The 17835-nt window shown below is 72.3% G+C and carries 13 protein-coding genes and 1 riboswitch; of the genes, 11 read left to right on the forward strand and 2 right to left on the reverse strand.

What is annotated here, in order from left to right:
- The first annotated feature begins 271 nt into the window (after window positions 1-271).
- Both mfd and ACWD5Q_RS06390 read left to right on the forward strand, forming a co-directional pair.
- On the forward strand, window positions 272-3814 hold the full coding sequence (gene mfd / locus ACWD5Q_RS06385) for a transcription-repair coupling factor (protein WP_451425872.1): 3543 nt from the start codon (window positions 272-274) through the stop codon (window positions 3812-3814).
- 188 nt (window positions 3815-4002) lie between these two features.
- Complete coding sequence (locus ACWD5Q_RS06390) at window positions 4003-4767, forward strand: HNH endonuclease family protein (RefSeq protein ID WP_451425873.1); 765 nt, start codon at window positions 4003-4005, stop codon at window positions 4765-4767.
- A gap of 85 nt (window positions 4768-4852) precedes the next feature.
- On the opposite strand, the gene ACWD5Q_RS06395 is transcribed toward ACWD5Q_RS06390, so the two are convergent.
- On the reverse strand, window positions 4853-5596 hold the full coding sequence (locus ACWD5Q_RS06395; protein WP_451425874.1) for a hypothetical protein: 744 nt from the start codon (window positions 5594-5596) through the stop codon (window positions 4853-4855).
- A gap of 156 nt (window positions 5597-5752) precedes the next feature.
- Window positions 5753-5992 (reverse strand): hypothetical protein, encoded by a 240-nt coding sequence (locus ACWD5Q_RS06400; RefSeq protein WP_451425875.1) that lies wholly within the window; start codon window positions 5990-5992, stop codon window positions 5753-5755.
- A gap of 278 nt (window positions 5993-6270) precedes the next feature.
- Here ACWD5Q_RS06400 and ACWD5Q_RS06405 point away from each other — a divergent pair, with 278 nt between their 5' ends.
- The 9 genes from ACWD5Q_RS06405 (at window position 6271) to ACWD5Q_RS06445 (ending at window position 17707) form a co-directional block, all read left to right on the forward strand.
- Window positions 6271-8322 carry an N-6 DNA methylase gene (locus ACWD5Q_RS06405; RefSeq protein WP_451425876.1) on the forward strand — a complete coding sequence of 684 codons (2052 nt, stop codon included), beginning with the start codon at window positions 6271-6273 and terminating at the stop codon, window positions 8320-8322.
- Window positions 8323-8530: 208 nt separating this feature from the next.
- Window positions 8531-9085 (forward strand): hypothetical protein, encoded by a 555-nt coding sequence (locus ACWD5Q_RS06410; RefSeq protein WP_451425877.1) that lies wholly within the window; start codon window positions 8531-8533, stop codon window positions 9083-9085.
- A 38-nt stretch (window positions 9086-9123) separates the two neighbouring features.
- Window positions 9124-10605 carry a protein kinase domain-containing protein gene (locus ACWD5Q_RS06415; protein WP_451426002.1) on the forward strand — a complete coding sequence of 494 codons (1482 nt, stop codon included), beginning with the start codon at window positions 9124-9126 and terminating at the stop codon, window positions 10603-10605.
- A gap of 323 nt (window positions 10606-10928) precedes the next feature.
- Entirely contained in the window at window positions 10929-11756 is an 828-nt protein-coding gene (locus tag ACWD5Q_RS06420; protein WP_451425878.1) for a glycoside hydrolase domain-containing protein, read from the forward strand.
- A gap of 192 nt (window positions 11757-11948) precedes the next feature.
- A complete protein-coding gene (locus tag ACWD5Q_RS06425; RefSeq protein WP_451425879.1) occupies window positions 11949-12602 on the forward strand; it encodes a SurA N-terminal domain-containing protein in 654 nt (217 codons plus the stop codon).
- Between the two features lie 113 nt (window positions 12603-12715).
- A complete protein-coding gene (locus ACWD5Q_RS06430) occupies window positions 12716-13798 on the forward strand; it encodes a nucleoside triphosphate pyrophosphohydrolase (protein ID WP_451425880.1) in 1083 nt (360 codons plus the stop codon).
- 236 nt (window positions 13799-14034) lie between these two features.
- The gene (locus ACWD5Q_RS06435) at window positions 14035-15321 is read left to right on the forward strand and encodes a cytochrome P450 family protein (protein WP_451425881.1); all 1287 of its coding nucleotides are present in this window, start codon (window positions 14035-14037) and stop codon (window positions 15319-15321) included.
- A gap of 211 nt (window positions 15322-15532) precedes the next feature.
- Window positions 15533-16612, forward strand: coding sequence for a transglycosylase family protein (locus ACWD5Q_RS06440; RefSeq protein ID WP_451425882.1), 1080 nt, complete (start codon window positions 15533-15535; stop codon window positions 16610-16612).
- 198 nt (window positions 16613-16810) lie between these two features.
- A riboswitch (cyclic di-AMP (ydaO/yuaA leader) is annotated at window positions 16811-16978 on the forward strand.
- A 3-nt stretch (window positions 16979-16981) separates the two neighbouring features.
- The gene (locus ACWD5Q_RS06445; RefSeq protein WP_451425883.1) at window positions 16982-17707 is read left to right on the forward strand and encodes a transglycosylase family protein; all 726 of its coding nucleotides are present in this window, start codon (window positions 16982-16984) and stop codon (window positions 17705-17707) included.
- Window positions 17708-17835 lie beyond the last annotated feature (128 nt).

A 17835-nucleotide genomic window follows, 5' to 3' on the forward strand; every position in this document is an offset into this window, starting at 1 on the left:
CTCCGGCACCGGGCGCCGCCCCGCCCCGCAGCCGCTGGGCCGTGGCTTCCTCGCACCGTGCCGCAGGGCGGGGCGGCGCCCCTCGGTCCCTCCGGCTTCTCGTCCTTACCGGAATCCCTGGACTCAGGCCAGGGAGCACGTCAAGGGGGAGGGGCTTGTCCACGGCAAGCCCCGGCATCGGCGAATCCGGCGTCGTACGCTGGACACCCCCGGCCCCCGAAACCTCGTGGCCGGGTGTTCGTGTTGCCCACCCGGGACGGGATATGCCCTCATGAGCCTGCACGGTCTGCTCGACACCGTCGTCAAGGACGCCGCACTCGCGGAAGCGGTCACGGCCGCGACCGACGGCAACCGGATGCATGTCGACCTGGTCGGCCCCCCGGCCGCGCGCCCCTTCGCCGTGGCCGCGCTGGCCCGGGACGCGGGCAGGCCCGTCCTCGCGGTGACCGCGACGGGACGCGAGGCCGAGGACCTCGCCGCCGCGCTGCGCTCCCTGCTGCCGCCGGACCGCGTCGCGGAGTACCCGTCGTGGGAGACGCTCCCGCACGAGCGGCTCAGCCCGCGCAGCGACACCGTGGGCCGGCGCCTCGCCGTCCTCAGACGCCTCGCCCACCCACGTCAGGACGACCCGGAGACCGGCCCGGTCTCCGTCGTCGTCGCCCCCATCCGCTCCGTGCTCCAGCCCCAGGTCAAGGGCCTGGGCGACCTGGAGCCGGTCGCCCTGCGCAGCGGACAGCAGGCCGATCTGAACGACGTGGTGGACGCCCTGGCGGCGGCCGCGTACTCCCGCGTCGAGCTGGTCGAGAAGCGCGGCGAGTTCGCCGTGCGCGGCGGCATCCTGGACGTCTTCCCGCCCACCGAGGAACACCCGCTGCGCATCGAGTTCTGGGGCGACGACGTCGAGGAGATCCGCTACTTCAAGGTCGCCGACCAGCGCTCCCTGGAGGTAGCCGAGCACGGCCTGTGGGCGCCGCCGTGCCGTGAGCTGCTGCTCACGGAAGAGGTGCGCGGGCGGGCCGCCGCGCTCGCCGAACAGCACCCCGAGCTGGGCGAACTGCTCGGCAAGATCGCCGAGGGCATCGCCGTGGAGGGCATGGAGTCCCTCGCCCCCGTGCTCGTCGACGACATGGAGCTGCTGCTCGACGTCCTGCCCCAGGGCGCGATGGCCGTGGTGTGCGACCCGGAGCGGGTGCGGACACGGGCCGCTGACCTGGTCGCGACCAGCCAGGAGTTCCTCCAGGCGTCCTGGGCGGCCACGGCGGGCGGGGGCGACGCCCCGATCGACGTCGGCGCGGCCTCCCTGCGGTCCATCGCGGACGTCCGGGAGCGCGCCCGTGAGCTGGGCATGATGTGGTGGTCGGTGTCGCCGTTCGCGGCGGGCGACGAGGACCTGGGCTCCCTCGACGGGGACACCCTCAAGCTCGGCATGCACGCCCCGGAGACCTACCGCGGTGACACCGCGAAGGCGCTCGCCGACACCAAGGGCTGGCTCGCCGACGGCTGGCGCGCGGTGTTCGTGACGGAGGGGCACGGTCCGGCCTCCCGCACGGTCGAGGTGCTGGGCAACGAGGGCATCGCGGCCCGCCTGGACGCCGACCTCGGTGCGCCGTCCCCGTCACTGGTGCACGTGGCGTGCGGCTCGATCGAGTACGGCTTCGTGGATCCGGCCCTCAGGCTCGCCGTCCTCACGGAGACCGACCTCTCCGGCCAGAAGACCGCCGGCCGCGACGGCGCCCGGATGCCGGCCCGCCGCCGCAAGATGATCGACCCGCTCACCCTGGAGTCCGGCGACTACATCGTCCATGAACAGCACGGCGTGGGTCGCTACATCGAGATGGTGCAGCGCACCGTCCAGGGCGCGACCCGCGAGTACCTGGTGGTGGAGTACGCCCCCGCCAAGCGCGGCCAGCCCGGTGACCGGCTCTACATCCCCACCGACCAGCTCGAGCAGATCACCAAGTACGTCGGCGGCGAGGCCCCGACCCTGCACCGCCTGGGCGGCGCCGACTGGACGAAGACGAAGGCGCGCGCGAAGAAGGCGGTCAAGGAGATCGCCGCGGACCTGATCAAGCTGTACAGCGCGCGGATGGCGGCGCCCGGCCATGCCTTCGGTCCGGACACGCCGTGGCAGCGGGAGCTGGAGGACGCGTTCCCGTACGCGGAGACCCCGGACCAGCTCACCACGATCGCCGAGGTCAAGGACGACATGGAGAAGTCGGTCCCGATGGACCGCCTGATCTGCGGCGACGTGGGCTACGGCAAGACGGAGATCGCGGTCCGGGCCGCCTTCAAGGCGGTGCAGGACGGCAAGCAGGTGGCGGTCCTCGTGCCCACCACGCTCCTGGTGCAGCAGCACTTCGGCACGTTCTCCGAGCGCTACTCCCAGTTCCCGGTGAAGGTGAAGGCGCTGTCCCGCTTCCAGACCGACACGGAGGCGAAGGGGGTCCTGGAGGGCCTGCACGAGGGCTCGGTGGACGTCGTGATCGGCACGCATCGGCTGTTCTCGTCGGAGACGAGGTTCAAGGACCTCGGCCTCGTCATCGTCGACGAGGAGCAGCGCTTCGGTGTCGAGCACAAGGAGCAGCTGAAGAAGCTGCGCGCGAACGTCGACGTCCTGACCATGTCCGCGACCCCGATCCCCAGAACCCTGGAGATGGCGGTGACGGGCATCCGCGAGATGTCCACGATCACGACCCCGCCGGAGGAGCGCCACCCGGTGCTGACCTTCGTCGGGCCGTACGAGGAGAAGCAGATCGGCGCCGCCATCCGCCGTGAGCTGCTGCGCGAGGGCCAGGTCTTCTACATCCACAACCGGGTGGAGTCGATCGACCGGGCCGCAGCGCGGCTGCGCGAGATCGTGCCGGAGGCGCGCATCGCCACGGCCCACGGCCAGATGTCCGAACAGACGCTGGAGCAGGTGGTCGTGGACTTCTGGGAGAACAAGTACGACGTGCTGGTCTCCACCACGATCGTCGAGTCGGGCATCGACATCTCCAACGCCAACACGCTGATCGTGGAGCGCGGCGACAACTTCGGCCTCTCCCAGCTGCACCAGCTCCGCGGCCGCGTCGGCCGGGGCCGCGAGCGCGGCTACGCCTACTTCCTGTACCCGCCGGAGAAGCCGCTGACGGAGACGGCCCACGAGCGTCTGGCGACCATCGCCCAGCACACGGAGATGGGCGCGGGCATGTACGTGGCGATGAAGGACCTGGAGATCCGCGGCGCGGGCAATCTGCTCGGCGGTGAGCAGTCGGGCCATATCGCGGGCGTCGGCTTCGACCTGTACGTACGGATGGTCGGCGAGGCGGTCGCGGACTACCGCGCGTCCCTGGAGGGCGGCGTGGAGGAGGAACCGCCGCTGGAGGTCAAGATCGAGCTGCCGGTCGACGCGCACGTCCCGCACGACTACGCGCCCGGCGAGCGGCTGCGCCTCCAGGCCTACCGTGCGATCGCCTCCGTGAACTCGGAGGAGGACATCAGGCACGTACGCGAGGAACTGACCGACCGCTACGGCAAGCTCCCGGAGCCCGTCGAGAACCTCCTGCTGGTCGCCGGCCTGCGCATGCTCGCCCGCGCGTGCGGCGTCGGCGAGGTCGTCCTTCAGGGCAACAACATCCGCTTCGCACCGGTGGAGCTGAGGGAGTCCCAGGAGCTGCGGCTCAAGCGCCTGTATCCGGGAACCGTCATCAAGCCGGCCCTCCACCAGATCCTGGTGCCCCGCCCCAAGACCGCGAAGGTGGGCGGAAAACCACTGGTCGGGCGGGAACTGCTGGGCTGGGTCGGGGAGTTCCTGACGTCGATCCTGGGGTCGTAGGCCGGGCCGCCGTTCGGGCCATCGTGCCGTTCCCGGGCCGGCCCGCCACCGACCGCACGCCCGGCGTGCATCGGTTGCCCACGGGGCAGTCGTATGAGCGGACGTACCGGCGGCTACGGTGAGACGGGGCACGCCGCGCTCGTGCGGGGCGGTCCGGACGAGCGGTAGGGGCAAGGGGAGGGCTTGGTGTGCAGCAGTTGAGGGGTGGGGTCGTCGTCGCTGCCCTGGTCGTGGTCACCGTGACCGGCTGCCAGGGGATCGACGTGCCGGAGGCGGGTTCGTCCTCCGGTTCCTCCGCGGCGGGGGCCGGTGACGGCCGTGCCGTCAGCCCGCTGGACAACCCGGACGGCACGAAGCCCGGGCTGGCGGCCATCACCTCGGACGCCGACCGGGCGAAGGCGCGGGCGCTGATCGGGAAGGTGGCGACCAAGGGACGCGGCCCGAAGACGGGCTATGCCCGGGACAAGTTCGGATACGCGTGGATGGACTCGGCCCCCGGTGGCATCCCCTACGCCCACAACGGGTGCGACACGCGGAACGATCTCTTGAAACGCGATGGCGAGAAAGTCCGCTTCCGGGCTGGCTCTGACTGCGTCGTCACCTCCCTGACGCTGCACGACCCGTACACCGCGAAGACGATCGAGTGGACCAAGTCCCGTGCCACCACGGTCCAGATAGACCACGTCATGCCGCTGTCCTACGACTGGCAGATGGGCGCTTCCCGCTGGACGAAGGGCAAACGGGAGGACATCGCCAACGATCCGCTCAACCTGATCCCGGTGGACGGAGCGGCCAACGGGGCCAAGAGCGATTCCGGTCCGGCGACCTGGCTGCCCCCGGACAAGCGGATCCGTTGCTCCTACGCGGTGCGCTTCGCCCAGGTGTCGCTGAAGTACGAGCTTCCCGTGACGGTGGCGGACCAGCGGATGATGCTGGAGCAGTGCGGCGGTTGACCCGCCGGGCCGACGGCTGCGGGGGCGCCTCGCTCCCGTGCGCCACCGCACGGGCGGCGCACGGGGACGGGCCGGGCCGTGCGGGTCAGCCGCCCAGCTTGTCCAGGTCGAGGACCTTGCCCTTGGGCGCGTCGGCCGGCACCCGCTGCTCGTAGTCGGTGAAGGTGAGCGTGCCCGGATCCTTCTTGGAGGTGCTCGTGATCTTCAGGAGGTACGGCTTGCCCTGCGTGGCGATGTAGAGCGTGTAGCGGTCCTTGCCGTCCTTCTCGTGCAGAACGATCGCCGGGGTGCCGTCGACCGTGGTCGTCGCGCCGCGCGTCGCGTCGGAGTTCACGTGCTGGGCGTCCCCCAGCACCGTGTCCAGGTCGCAGAAGCCCGCGATCTCCTTGGCGTCCTTGCCCTTCGCCGCCATCTTGGTCCACTTGCCGGCCATCATGGACACGACCGCGTCGGTGTTCGCCTTGGAGTCGCCCTTGCCCTGCGCACGCAGGAACGCCTCGTCGTACTTCATGTAGACGGTGTCGCCGGTCTTGATCAGGTCGGCCTTGCCCTGCCCGCCCATGGCCAGGGTGCCGGCGCACTCGCCCTTCTTGTTCAGGGCCATGTCGATCCGGATGGTGCTCTCCCCGTCGGGGACGTCTCCCGTCATGCGCAGTGACGTGGCGCCGGTGGTGGCCTTCACGGCCCGGTCGGCGATCTCGCCGCCGCTGAGTCCGGCGAACGGGCCCTTGGGCTTGTCGTCCGCCGAGTTCTGGCCGGGCAGGCAGCCGGTGAGTCCCGCGGTGGCCGCGGCGGCGAGGCAGAGGGCGGCAATTGCGGTGCGACGCATGAGAGTTCCTTGAGGTGAAGTGACGTGCGGTGAGGTGGCGTGGGGTGAGTGCGGTGGGCTGACTGCCGTGCGGTGAGTGCCGTGCGCCGAGTGCTGTGCGTGGAGAGGGCGCAGGAGGAGCCGAGCCGAAGGGCGGCCAGGTCGCGGGGCGGGCGGTCAGGGAGTCGCTGCCGCCCGGGACGTCCCCGGCGCGCCGCCGTCCCCGCGCGTGAGGCCGGACGTGCCCCCGGCCGTGGGGCCGAAGGAGGATTCCGGGTGCGCACCGGCGGACACGGACGGGGTTCCGCCGGTCTCGTGCCGGGGCGCCTTCTGCCTGTCCACTCTGTCGGCGTGAGCCGATACCGTGCCGATGACGACGAGGCCGACGACGGCCCCGAGCGCGATTCTGCCCTTCATGGCCACGGTTGTTCCCTCCCCTGTTCGGGGTGCTCGCCGCTGCGGCGAGCACCCTTTCACGAGGTCAATAAGAGCAGAGGCTGTGAACCGAGTCAACATGAGTATCGCGACGGTCTCTATACACGGGCGTGAAGGGGTGGATCTTGTGCATCTCGGTATGCTCGACGCCACAGACCAATAGCCGGGAGCCGGAAGGCGAAGGGCGAAAGGCGAAGGGCGCAAAGGCCGGAGCGCCGGACGACGCCCGGTGCCGAACAGGGCAGAGGGGAGCCGGGCGGGTGCAGGACAACGGGACAGAGGTGACCGCCGCCGGAATCGCCCGGCTCGCGGGAGTCGGCCGTGCCGCCGTGAGCAACTGGCGCCGACGCCACGCCGACTTCCCCAAGCCGGTGGGGGGCACCGAGACCAGTCCCTCCTTCGCGCTCGCCGAGGTCGAGAACTGGCTGCGCCGTCAGGGCAAGCTCGCCGAGGTGCCCCTGCGGGAGCGCGTCTGGCAGCAGGTCGCCGGCCACCCGGAGGGCCCCGTCACGGCGCTCGTCCACGCGGGCTGTGTCCTCGTGCTCGTCCACGACCGGCCCACGGTCTGGAAGGAGGCGAGCGCCGGCTCCGACGCCCGCCTGGCCGCACTGCTGCCCACCGCCCTCGAACAGGTGCTCACCCCCCGCCTCGGCATCCTCCGCAGGCCGGGCGTGCCCTTCCCGACACCGGACGAACTCCTCCCGTCGGCCCCGCTGCTGCGCGGCGCCGCGGACCTCGCCGCGGAACTGGGCCCCGAGGAGGCGTACGAGTTCCTGCTCGGCCGGCACCTCGACGCCAACCCCCGCCAGTACACGCTCACCCCGGCCGGGCTTGCCGCGCTGATGGCCGACCTCGCGGGGCCCGCCCGCAGCGTCCTCGACCCGGCCTGCGGTACCGGCGCCCTGCTGCGCGCCGCCGCCGCCACGCCCGGCCGGGAGCCGAGCGGCCAGGAGCCGAGCGGCCGGGAACTCCGCGGCCAGGACAGCGATCCCGGGCTGGCCGCGCTCACCGCTCTGCGTCTGACACTGCACACGAAGGCCGTCGTGCGCACGGCCGCGGGCGACAGCCTCAGGGCCGACGCGTTCGACACCCTCAGGGCGGACGCCGTGCTGTGCCATCCGCCGTTCAACGAGCGCAACTGGGGTCACGACGAACTCGCCTACGACCCCCGCTGGGAGTACGGCTTCCCGGCGCGCACGGAGTCCGAACTCGCCTGGGTGCAGCATGCGCTGGCCCGTCTGCGGGACGGCGGCACCGCCGTGCTGCTGATGCCGCCCGCCGCCGCCTCCCGGCGCTCGGGCCGCCGTATCCGCGCCGACCTGCTGCGCCGTGGCGCCCTGCGCGCGGTGATCGCCCTGCCGGCGGGCGCGGCGCCCCCGTACAACATCCCGCTGCACCTGTGGGTGCTGCGCCGACCCGGGAAGGCGCCCGCGCAGCCCGAGTTGCTGCTCACGGACGCCGGCGCGCTCGACCCCGAGGGGCGCGGCGGCCCGGACTGGCCGGCCGTGCGCGACGCCGTCCTCGGCGCCTGGCGCCCGTTCGCCCGGACCGGCACCGCGCCGTCGGTGCCGGGGGTGAGCCGCTCCGTGCCGGTCATCGAACTCCTCGACGACGACGTCGACCTGGCCCCCGCCCGCCACCTCCCGCCGCCCTCGGCCGGTGGCGGAGCCCGCGAACTCGCCGCGCTGCGCACCCGCCTCGACGAGACCCTCCGGCTCACCGTCGACCTCAACCCGCCCGCGTACGGCACCGCGGAGGGGACCCGCTGGCCGCTCACGACCGTCGGTGAACTCGCCCGGGGCGGCGCCCTGGTGATGCGCACCGGTGGACACGGCCCCCACACGCGCGTACTCACCGACCACGACGTCCTCGCCGGCACCGTGCCCTCCGGAACCCTGCCCGGGACGGGGGAGGATCCGGTCCTCGTCGCGGAGGGCGACGTGGTCGTGCCCGTGCTCGGCGGCGGTGCCGTCGCCCGCGTGATCGACGCGGCGACCGCGGGAGCCGCACTCGGGCGCAATCTGACGCTGCTGCGCCCGGACCCGGCGGCGCTCGACCCCTGGTTCCTCGCCGGCTTTCTGCGCGGCACCGCCAACAACCGGCAGGCCAGCAGCTACGCCTCCACCGCGACCCGGCTCGACGTGCGCCGGCTCCAACTGCCCCGGCTGCCGCTGGACCAGCAGCGCCGCTACGGTGAGCGGTTCCGTGCGCTCGCCGGGTTCGAGGACGCCCTGCGTCTGGCCGGCCGCCTCGGCGAGCAGCTCGTCCGCGGCCTGTACGACGGACTGACGGACGGCACGGTCGGGGCCTGAACGACGGACTGACGGACGGCACGGTCGCGCCGGACCGACGGCACCGGAGGCCCGGACCCCCGCGCCCGTGCCGTCGCGCGCCCCCGCCCGCGCCCGGGATCCGGTACGGATACGGTTCCGGACCACTCTGGACCGTCTGTTGGAGCCGGGCTATACGCTCGGACCTGGACACTCGTACGTCCGTCCCCATCCGGTCCCAGGAGCAGTCATGTACGGCCACGGCGCGGCACCGCCACCCCGCTCGTTCGGCGCGGTCATCGTCCTGCGCGTGCTGTTCGCCACCGCCGGCTTCCTCAGCTGCGGACTCCTCGCGTGCGTCCCGCTGTTCCGGGTCGCCGTGCTGCGCGACAAATGGACGGACTGGCTCCTGGCCTGGATCAGCATCCCCGTGTCCATCGGCTTCCTCGTGGTCGTCGGCTCCGTCCCGGAGAGCGACTACCGGAGTGACGTGGCGATCGCGGCCGCGCTCATCCTCGGCGCCGCCAGCGGGGCGTACTTCGTCACGTTCGACATACGTCACCACCGCGCCCTGCCGCCCACCGGCATGACGCCCCCGCCGGCCACCGCCTATGCGCCGCCCCAGCCGGGCTACGGCTACCCCGCCGCGGCGCCCTACCCCGCCACCCCGCCGGCGCAGACCCCGCCGCCCCTGTACCCGCCGCCTCCGCAGCCGCAGCGCCCCGCGCCCGCCCGCATCGACCAGGTCCGGGCCGAACTCGACGAACTGAGCGACTATCTGCGCAGGAACGAGGACGGCAGGTGAGCGTGACGTCCGGACGCCTCGTCGCACAGCGCTACGAGCTGTCCACGCTCATCGGCCAGGGCGGCATGGGCCAGGTCTGGACGGCGTACGACCAGCGCCTGGACCGGCGCGTGGCCGTCAAGCTGCTGCGGCCGGACAAGGTCGCGGGCCAGGAGGCCGACGAGCTGCGCCGCCGGTTCCTGCGTGAGTCCCGGGTCACCGCCCAGGTCGACCACCCGGGTCTGGTCACCGTCCACGACGCGGGCAGCGAGGGCGAGGAGCTGTACCTCGTGATGCAGTACGTCGACGGGGCCGACCTCGCCGACCATCTCGCCGAGCACGATCCGTATCCCTGGCCGTGGGCGGTGGCTGTCGCGGCGCAGCTGTGCGCGGTGCTGTCCGCCGTGCACGCGGTGCCGATCGTCCACCGCGATCTGAAGCCGCGCAACGTCATGGTCAAGCAGGACGGCACGGTCACCGTCCTCGACCTCGGTGTGGCGTCGGTGATGGACACGGACACGACCCGCCTCACCCACACCGGCTCCCCGATCGGCTCGCCCGCCTATATGGCCCCCGAGCAGGCGATGGGCGGCGCGGTCGGCCCGTACACCGATCTGTACGCGCTCGGCGTGCTCATGCACGAACTCCTCAGCGGCGACGTGCCGTTCGCGGGGTCGACCGCGCTCGGCGTGCTGCACCGCCATCTGTACGAGCCCCCGGTGCCGTTGCGCCGGCTGCGCCTTGAGGTGCCCGAGGCGCTGGAAGCGCTCGTGCTGCGGCTGCTCGCCAAGGACCCGCAGCACCGCCCGGCCTCGGCGCAGGAGACATACGAGCAGTTGCTCCCGCTCCTGCCCGCTCGCGGCATGCCCTCGGGAGCCCCCCTCGACCCCACGCGCCCCTTTCTGCGCCCGCACGCCCCATGGCCGGACCGGGCACGCACTCCGGCGCCCCGGCCGCAGGCCGCGCCGGCGGCCGGGAAAACCGATGTCGCGGGCGCCGTCGACGAGGTCAAGCGCCTCCTCGGGGAGGGCCGTATCACCCAGGCGGTGGACATCCTCGGCGCGATCCTCCCGGCGGCAGCCGCCCAGCACGGGGAGCACTCGCCGGTCGTCCGCACCCTGCGCAAGCAGTACGCGGCCACCCTCATGGACGACGGCCAGTACCGGCGCGCGCTGCCCGAACTGCGCCGCCTCGCCGACGAACGCGCGACCGAGGCCGGCCAGGCCGATCCCCAGTCCCTGCGCTTCCGTTACGAGATCGCGCAGTGCCTGGAGCAACTGGGCGAACCGGCGGCGGCGCTCGCCGAGTACCGGGCGCTGCTGCCGTACTACGAGAACCAGTACGTCGCGGGGGACCCGGAACTCGCCCATGACGTCCGCCGTCGTATCGGTCATCTGCTGCTCGCCCTCGGCGACCGCGCCGCAGCCCACGACACCCTCGTACGGCTGCTGCACGATGTCGAACGCCTGCGCGGACCGGGGCATCCGCTGGCCGGGGACCTCCGGCGGACCCTGCAGTGGCTGGGACAGGTCCGCGGCTGAGGCGGCCGGGGTCCCTCAGCGGCCACGCCTTCGCCCGGGACTGTCCGCCGGCCGCACCGGAAGGCGCAGCGGCCGGGCGGTACACAGGTCATGCGCGGATATGCGAATCGTCAAGGGTTCACCAAGTCGCCTGCCACGTGCGGCGGCAGGAGGATCCCGTCGGATGCGCCCCGGTCCCGCCGGTGTAGTTTTCAGCCATCCTCGGATGTCTGTGCGAGCACCGTCACGGACGCGGTCGCGCGGGAGTCGCGCCGCTGCCGGGGGCTCAGGGTTCCTTTTCCGGCGGACGCCGCGCGTGCCGCCTGTCGTGAAGTGGGGTGGGGATGGCCGGCCATCGGCAGTCCAGGAAGTTCCGATACATCGCGTGGGCGGCGGCGGGGGCCGCCGTCGTCGCGGGCGCGGGGATCGCGGCGCAGACCTCGATGGCCGCGACGACCTGGCCCGCGCAGAAGACGTTCACCGGACACGCCTTCGACACCTGCACCGCGCCGTCGCTGTCCGCGATGAAGGCCTGGCACGACGGTTTCTACGGTGCCGCCGCCGTCTACGTCGGCGGCAAGAACCGCGGCTGCAACCAGCCGAACCTGACCGCTTCCTGGGTGAAGTCGGTCAGCTCCGTGGGCTGGAAGCTCATCCCGATCTACGTCGGCGCCCAGCCGCCCTGCCAGACCAGCTCCAACCCCGAGAAGCTCACCGCCGCCACCGCCACCTCCCTCGGGACGAGCGACGCCTCGGACGCGGTGGCCAAGGCGTCGGCCCTCGGCATCAAGGCCGGCAGCCCGATCTACCTCGACATGGAGCCGTACGACACCACCAACACGTCGTGCAACAACGCCGTGCTGGCCTATGTGCGCGCCTTCGACAAGCAACTGCACGCCAAGACGTACCGGGCCGGCTTCTACGGCTTCACCAGCTCCAGCGCCAAGGCCATCGCCACCGCCAAGGACAAGACCGACCTGCCGGGCAACCTCTGGTACGCCCTGTGGGACAAGAACTACACCACCACCACGGACTGGCCGTGGGGCTCCACCCAGTACACCAACCACAGCCGTGGCCACCAGTACATGGTCAACAGCAAGGAGACCCGCGGCGGTTACACGCTCACCGTGGACCGCGACGCCTGGGACGCACCGGTCGCCATCACCGGCTGAACCGGCCGGACCGGCCGGAGAAGGGGCCCGGGCCACCGGGCCCCCGGCGGAACGAGGGGTGTGCACGGGCCGAGGGTGCCCGAAGTCCCGGTGAATCGTTGGTCGTACGGGTTGGCCAGAGCCTGGCCACTGCCTACCATCGATCATCGCAAGACCTTGTGCACCGTCGCACAATCTCCTCGGGAGGCCACCTTGCACCGCCGTCGCACCGCGATCGCCGTCAGCGCCGCCCTCGTCGCGGCCCCTGTCCTCACCGCGTGCGGTGACACCGAGCACCCTGGTGCCGCGGCCGTCGTCGGAGGCGAGCGGATCACGGTCGCCCAGTTGGAGGGCCGGGTGAAGGAGGTGCGCGCGGCTCAGCGCGCCGCCACCCCGGACGACACCCAGTACCAGCAGACGATCGCCCGGACCAGCGCCCTTGCCCGCGACACGCTCCACAGCCTGGTCCTCGACCGGGTCCTGGCCCGCGCGGCCAAGGACGCGGGCGTGTCCGTCAGCCGCCGCGACGTCGACCAGATGCGGACCGGCCTGGAGCAGCAGGCGGGCGGCGCGCGGGCGCTGCAGTCGATCTGGCTGGAGCAGTACGGGGTGGCGCCCCGGCGCATCGACGACAACCTCCGCACCGAGGTCGAGGCGCAGAAGCTGGCCGCCGCGCTCGGCGCCGACATGAACACGACCGACGGCAAGGCCACCTTCTGGAAGGCGATGGCACAGGCGTCCAAGGAACTGAACATCGACCTCAATCCGCGCTACGGCACCTGGGACGTGCAGAAGAGCAGCCGGGTGGACGCGAAGACGCCCTGGGTCAAGGAGGCCACGGCGGCCGGGGCGGGGCAGACGGCGTAGCCGGGCGCGCCGGACGGCGTGTCGGTGACGCACGGCGCCGGAACCCGGCGGGGCCGTCCAGCGGCCTGTGGAAAACCTCCGGGGGCGTCGGTGCCGTGGGTTACGTTCGAGGGGTGAACGCAACCAGCTTCGAAGGCGCCCCCGACCAGGGCCGGGACGCGGAGGCATCCGCCGCCCCCGGCCGGGCCGTCCTGCTCACCACCAGCCACCGGGTCGCTCCCGGGCTGCTGTCCTGGCCCGCGTGGCAGGTGCTGCGCGACGCCGACCGGGTCCTGTGCGCGGACGGCGCGCACCCGCAGGTGCCGTATCTGCGCGAGGCGGGCATAGCCGTCGAGCAGGGCACCCCGACCGCGCAGGAACTGGTCGACGCCTGTGCCGGCGGCCGCACGGTGGTCGTCGTCGCGACCGGCGAGGGCGAGCCGCACCTCACCGACGGCCTGGCCCGGCTGGCGGGCTCGGGGCGGGTGCGGATGCCGGAGCTGGAGCTGCTCCCCGCCTCCTACGACCTTCCGGGCTCTCGCCTGCTCGACCTGGTGCAGGTCATGGACCGCATCCGCGCCGAGTGCCCCTGGTCCTCGCAGCAGACCCACAAGGGCCTCGCCAAGTACGGCATCGAGGAGGCGTACGAGCTGGTCGAGGCGATCGAGGCGGGCGACCGGGAGGAACTGCGCGAGGAGCTGGGCGACGTCCTGCTCCAGGTCGTCTTCCACGCCCGGATAGCCGAGGAGGACCCGGACGCCCCCTTCTCCATCGACGACGTGGCGGGCGGCATCGTCGCCAAGCTGATCCACCGCCATCCGCATGTCTTCGGCGACGAGACCGCGACGACACCGGAGGAGGTCAAGGAGCACTGGCTGCGCACCAAGGCGATCGAGAAGCGGCGCACGTCGGTGACGGAGGGCGTCCCCCTGGGGCAGCCGGGCCTGGCCCTGGCGGCGAAGCTGTCCTCCCGGGTGCGCTCGGCGGGCCTGGACGTGCCGCTCCCGCAGGGCGAGGGCATCGGCTACGAACTGCTGGCGCTCGCCGCGCACGCGGAGGCGGAGGGGGTGGACCCGGAGGCGGCCCTGCGCGCCGCCGCCCGCGCCTACCGGGACGCCGTACGGGCCGCCGAGGGGCTCGGACCCACGACCGAGGAGACCGAACCGGAGGCCGGGGAGCCGGGACCGGAGGCCGAGGGGCACGGGCCGGAGGCGTAGGAGCGGGGACCAAGGGGGTGCGGGCCGGAGGCCGGAGGCGGCGGCTCGGGACGGAGCGGCGTAGGCGGTGGGGCCGGAGACGGGAGGCTCGGGTCGGAGGCTTGGGCGCTGGAGCCGGGGCGGGGGCTCGGGGCGGAGGCTTAGGCGGTGGAGCCGGGGCGGGGCTCGGGCCGGGGCGGGGTGCCGGAGACGGACCTGGCAGGGCGGGGCGGGGCCGCCGTGGATACGGTCGGGGAGTGACCGACCAGCACCAGCCCGCCCGCCCCGCTTCCACCCCCGGCCCCGAACTCTTCACCTGGGAGTTCGCCGCCGACCCCTACCCCGCCTATGCCTGGCTCCGCGAGCACGCCCCCGTGCACCGGACGCGGCTGCCGAGCGGTGTGGAGGCGTGGCTGGTCACCCGTTACGCCGACGCCCGGCAGGCCCTCGCCGACCCGCGGCTCAGCAAGAACCCGGCGCATCACGACGAGCCGGCACACGCCAGGGGGAAGACCGGTATCCCCGGCGAGCGCAAGGCCGAGCTGATGACACACCTGCTCAACATCGACCCGCCGGACCACACCCGGCTGCGTCGGCTGGTCTCCAAGGCGTTCACGCCCCGCCGCGTCGCCGAGTTCGCCCCCCGGGTGCAGGAGCTGGCCGATCAGCTCATCGACCGGTTCGCGGACCGCGGGTCCGCCGATCTCATCCACGAGTTCGCCTTCCCGCTCCCCATCTACGCGATCTGCGACATGCTCGGCGTCCCCCGCGAGGACCAGGACGACTTCCGGGACTGGGCGGGCATGATGATCCGGCACGGGGGAGGTCCCCGGGGCGGGGTCGCGCGGTCCGTGAAGAAGATGCGCGGCTATCTCGCCGACCTCATCCACCGCAAGCGCGAGGCACTGTCCGAGACGCCCGGCCCCGGCGAGGACCTCATCTCCGGGCTCATCCGCGCCTTCGACCACGGCGAGCACCTCACCGAGAACGAGGCCGCCGCCATGGCCTTCATCCTGCTCTTCGCCGGGTTCGAGACCACCGTCAACCTCATCGGCAACGGGACGTACGCCCTCCTGACCCACCCCGGGCAGCGGGCCCGCCTCCAGACCTCGCTCACCCGTGGCGAGAGGGACCTCCTGGAGACCGGTGTCGAGGAACTCCTGCGCTACGACGGCCCGGTCGAGCTGGCCACCTGGCGGTTCGCGACCCGGCCGGTCACCATCGGCGGGCAGGACATCGCCGCCGGCGACCCCGTCCTCGTGGTGCTCGCCGCCGCGGACCGGGATCCGGAGCGGTTCGCCGGCCCCGACGTCCTGGACCTCTCCCGCCGTGACAACCAGCATCTCGGCTATGGGCACGGCATCCACTACTGCCTCGGCGCCCCCCTCGCCCGGCTGGAGGGACAGACCGCGCTCGCCACGCTCCTCACCCGTCTCCCCGACCTGCGACTCGCGGTGGATTCAGCCGATGTGCGCTGGCGTGGCGGGCTCATCATGCGGGGATTGCGCACGCTTCCGGTGGAGTTCACGCCGGTTCCGAAGTGAGGTCATCGCCGTACCGGCGGTGCCGCGGAGTGAGGTGGCGGACACGCCGACGGCCGCGGAAGGGTGACACTTTCTCAATTCCGTGATGTTCACGTGATCTACGCTGCATTAACTTGTGACAAGCGTTCGACTGCGGATACCTTCACGCAGCAACGCGGCGGTATGCCACAGCCGCCGCGTTGGTCACCGCTGTCGCGCGAAAGGCAACCGCATGATCTCCGGGAACGGTCGGCACCGTCGCCCCCGCCAGGCTCCGGCTCTCATTGTCGCGGCAGGGGTCACCGGCTCAGCGATCGCGATCCCGCTCCTCGGTGCCACCGGTGCGAGCGCGGCCAGCGGTACGACCTGGGACCAGGTCGCGGAGTGTGAGAGCGGCGGCTCCTGGAGCGCCGACCACGGCAACGGCCGGTACGGCGGACTTCAGTTGACCCAGAAGGACTGGGACCGGTACGGCGGTCTCGACTACGCCCCCCGTCCCGACCAGGCGAGCCGCTCCCAGCAGATCGCCGTCGCCGAGAAGATCCTCGACCAGCGGGGCGCCTCCGCCTGGGGAGCCTGCGGCCGGGCCTCCGGGCTCAGCAAGGACTCGGCCGCCGCGGACGTCGACACGGGCGTGGGCGACCACTCCTCCCGCAGCGACTCCGTCTTCTTCTCGGACTCCGGGGTGGACTTCGAGCCGTCCGGCTCATCCGGCTCGGCCGGTTCATCCCACTCTTCCGGCTCGTCCCACTCGTCCGACTCATCCCCTTCGCGGCACTCGTCCGGAGCGTCGGACTCGGCCACGTCGTCGTCCTCCTCGTCGCCTTCCTCCTCCGTATCGCCGTCGTCCCCCTCCTCTCCCTCGTCCTCGCCGTCCTCGCCGTCCTCGACGGCGACCGATGACTCGCGCGGTGACGTCGGCGACACGAGCGGGTCCCAGGATTCCCTCGACCCGCTCTCGGTCGCGACGAAGAGTGACGATTCGGGCAAGGCCGGGCAGAGCGGGGCGTCTTCGGCCGGGGGCCGCCACCGTGGCGGCAATGGCGACGAGGGTGACGCGGGCGGCCGTGCGGACGGGTCGTCCGGCCGTCATGCCTCGCGCGGCTCCGCCGCCGCACGCGAGGCGGCCGACGACGCGTACACCGTCCACCGCGGGGACAATCTGTCGGCTATCGCCGACTCCCTTGACCTCAAGGGCGGATGGACCGCGCTGTACGACGCGAACAAGAAGACGGTCGGAGCCGACCCCGACCTCATCCTCCCCGGTCAGAGCCTTGCGGTCACGGTCGGGTTGTCCGGGGGCGGGTCCTGAACTGCCGCCTGGGCGAAGACATTTCACGTCCCACTTCGCGTCGAATGTCCGGTTTGATGAGAGTGAGATATGAGTCTCATAAGCCCTGATCGTCTTTGGAATTCGGCGCAACGACTGCTTACGGTCGTGATCGCTCGCCACAGCGGGCTCCGACGGTCGCAACGCCGAATCCTGCCAGCGGCCGTGTGGGAACAGTCGTCGCGTCAAGCGCCGTAGGCAGGAGCGGGGGACCCAAGGTAGGCGCCGCGCCCGGGAGTTGACCGGGTGCGGCTTGGGGTGGAGCCGCGCACCGGGGAGGTGTGCGGCCGGGCAACTCAACCGGCCCGAACCCGACAGCTCACCTCGCAGGCGTCGGTGAGGGGATCCATCATGCTGTGTTCCGGCAAGAACAAGCACCGCCGTCCGTCCAAGGTCGTCCGCGCCCTCGCGCTCGCCGGTGTCGCCGGCGCCGCCGTCGCCGCCCCGCTGATGGCGGCCGGCAACGCCTCCGCCGCCACCGCCACCCAGTGGGACGCCGTCGCCCAGTGCGAGTCCGGCGGCAACTGGTCCATCAACACCGGCAACGGCTTCTACGGCGGCCTGCAGTTCACCAACTCGACCTGGGCCGCTTACGGCGGCACCGCCTACGCCCCGCGCGCCGACCTGGCCTCCAAGTCCCAGCAGATCGCCGTCGCCGAGAAGGTCCTCGCGGGTCAGGGCAAGGGCGCCTGGCCGGTCTGCGGCACGGGCCTGTCCAGCACTCCCTACGACGGCACCCCGGCCGCCACGGGCAGCTCCGCCGGCTCCGGCACCTCCACGAAGAGCGCCACGCCGAAGAGTGCCGCCCCGAAGAGCACCACCACCCGCTCGACCGAGCAGCAGGCGGCCAGCCGTTCCGCGCAGCGCCCGGCTCCCCAGAAGACCGTCACCACCCCGACCGGCGAGAAGGTCAAGAAGGGCGACGGCGAGTACAAGGTGGTCAAGGGCGACACTCTCAGCGCGATCGCCGAGAAGCACCACGTCCAGGGCGGCTGGGAGAAGCTGTTCCAGCTGAACAAGGACATCGTCGAGGACGCCGACCTCATCTATCCGGGCCAGCAGCTGCACCTGAAGTGACAGCCGCCCGGCGGCGGGCCCCCGGCGTCCCCCTGGCCGCGGCCCTCGCGGCGGGCGTCACCTGAGGACCGCCCCCGTCCCCACGGGCTCCCCGCTCCGGTGCGTTTCCCCCGTACGCACCGGAGCGG

It is taken from the genome of Streptomyces sp. NPDC002513 (genome assembly GCF_053595355.1).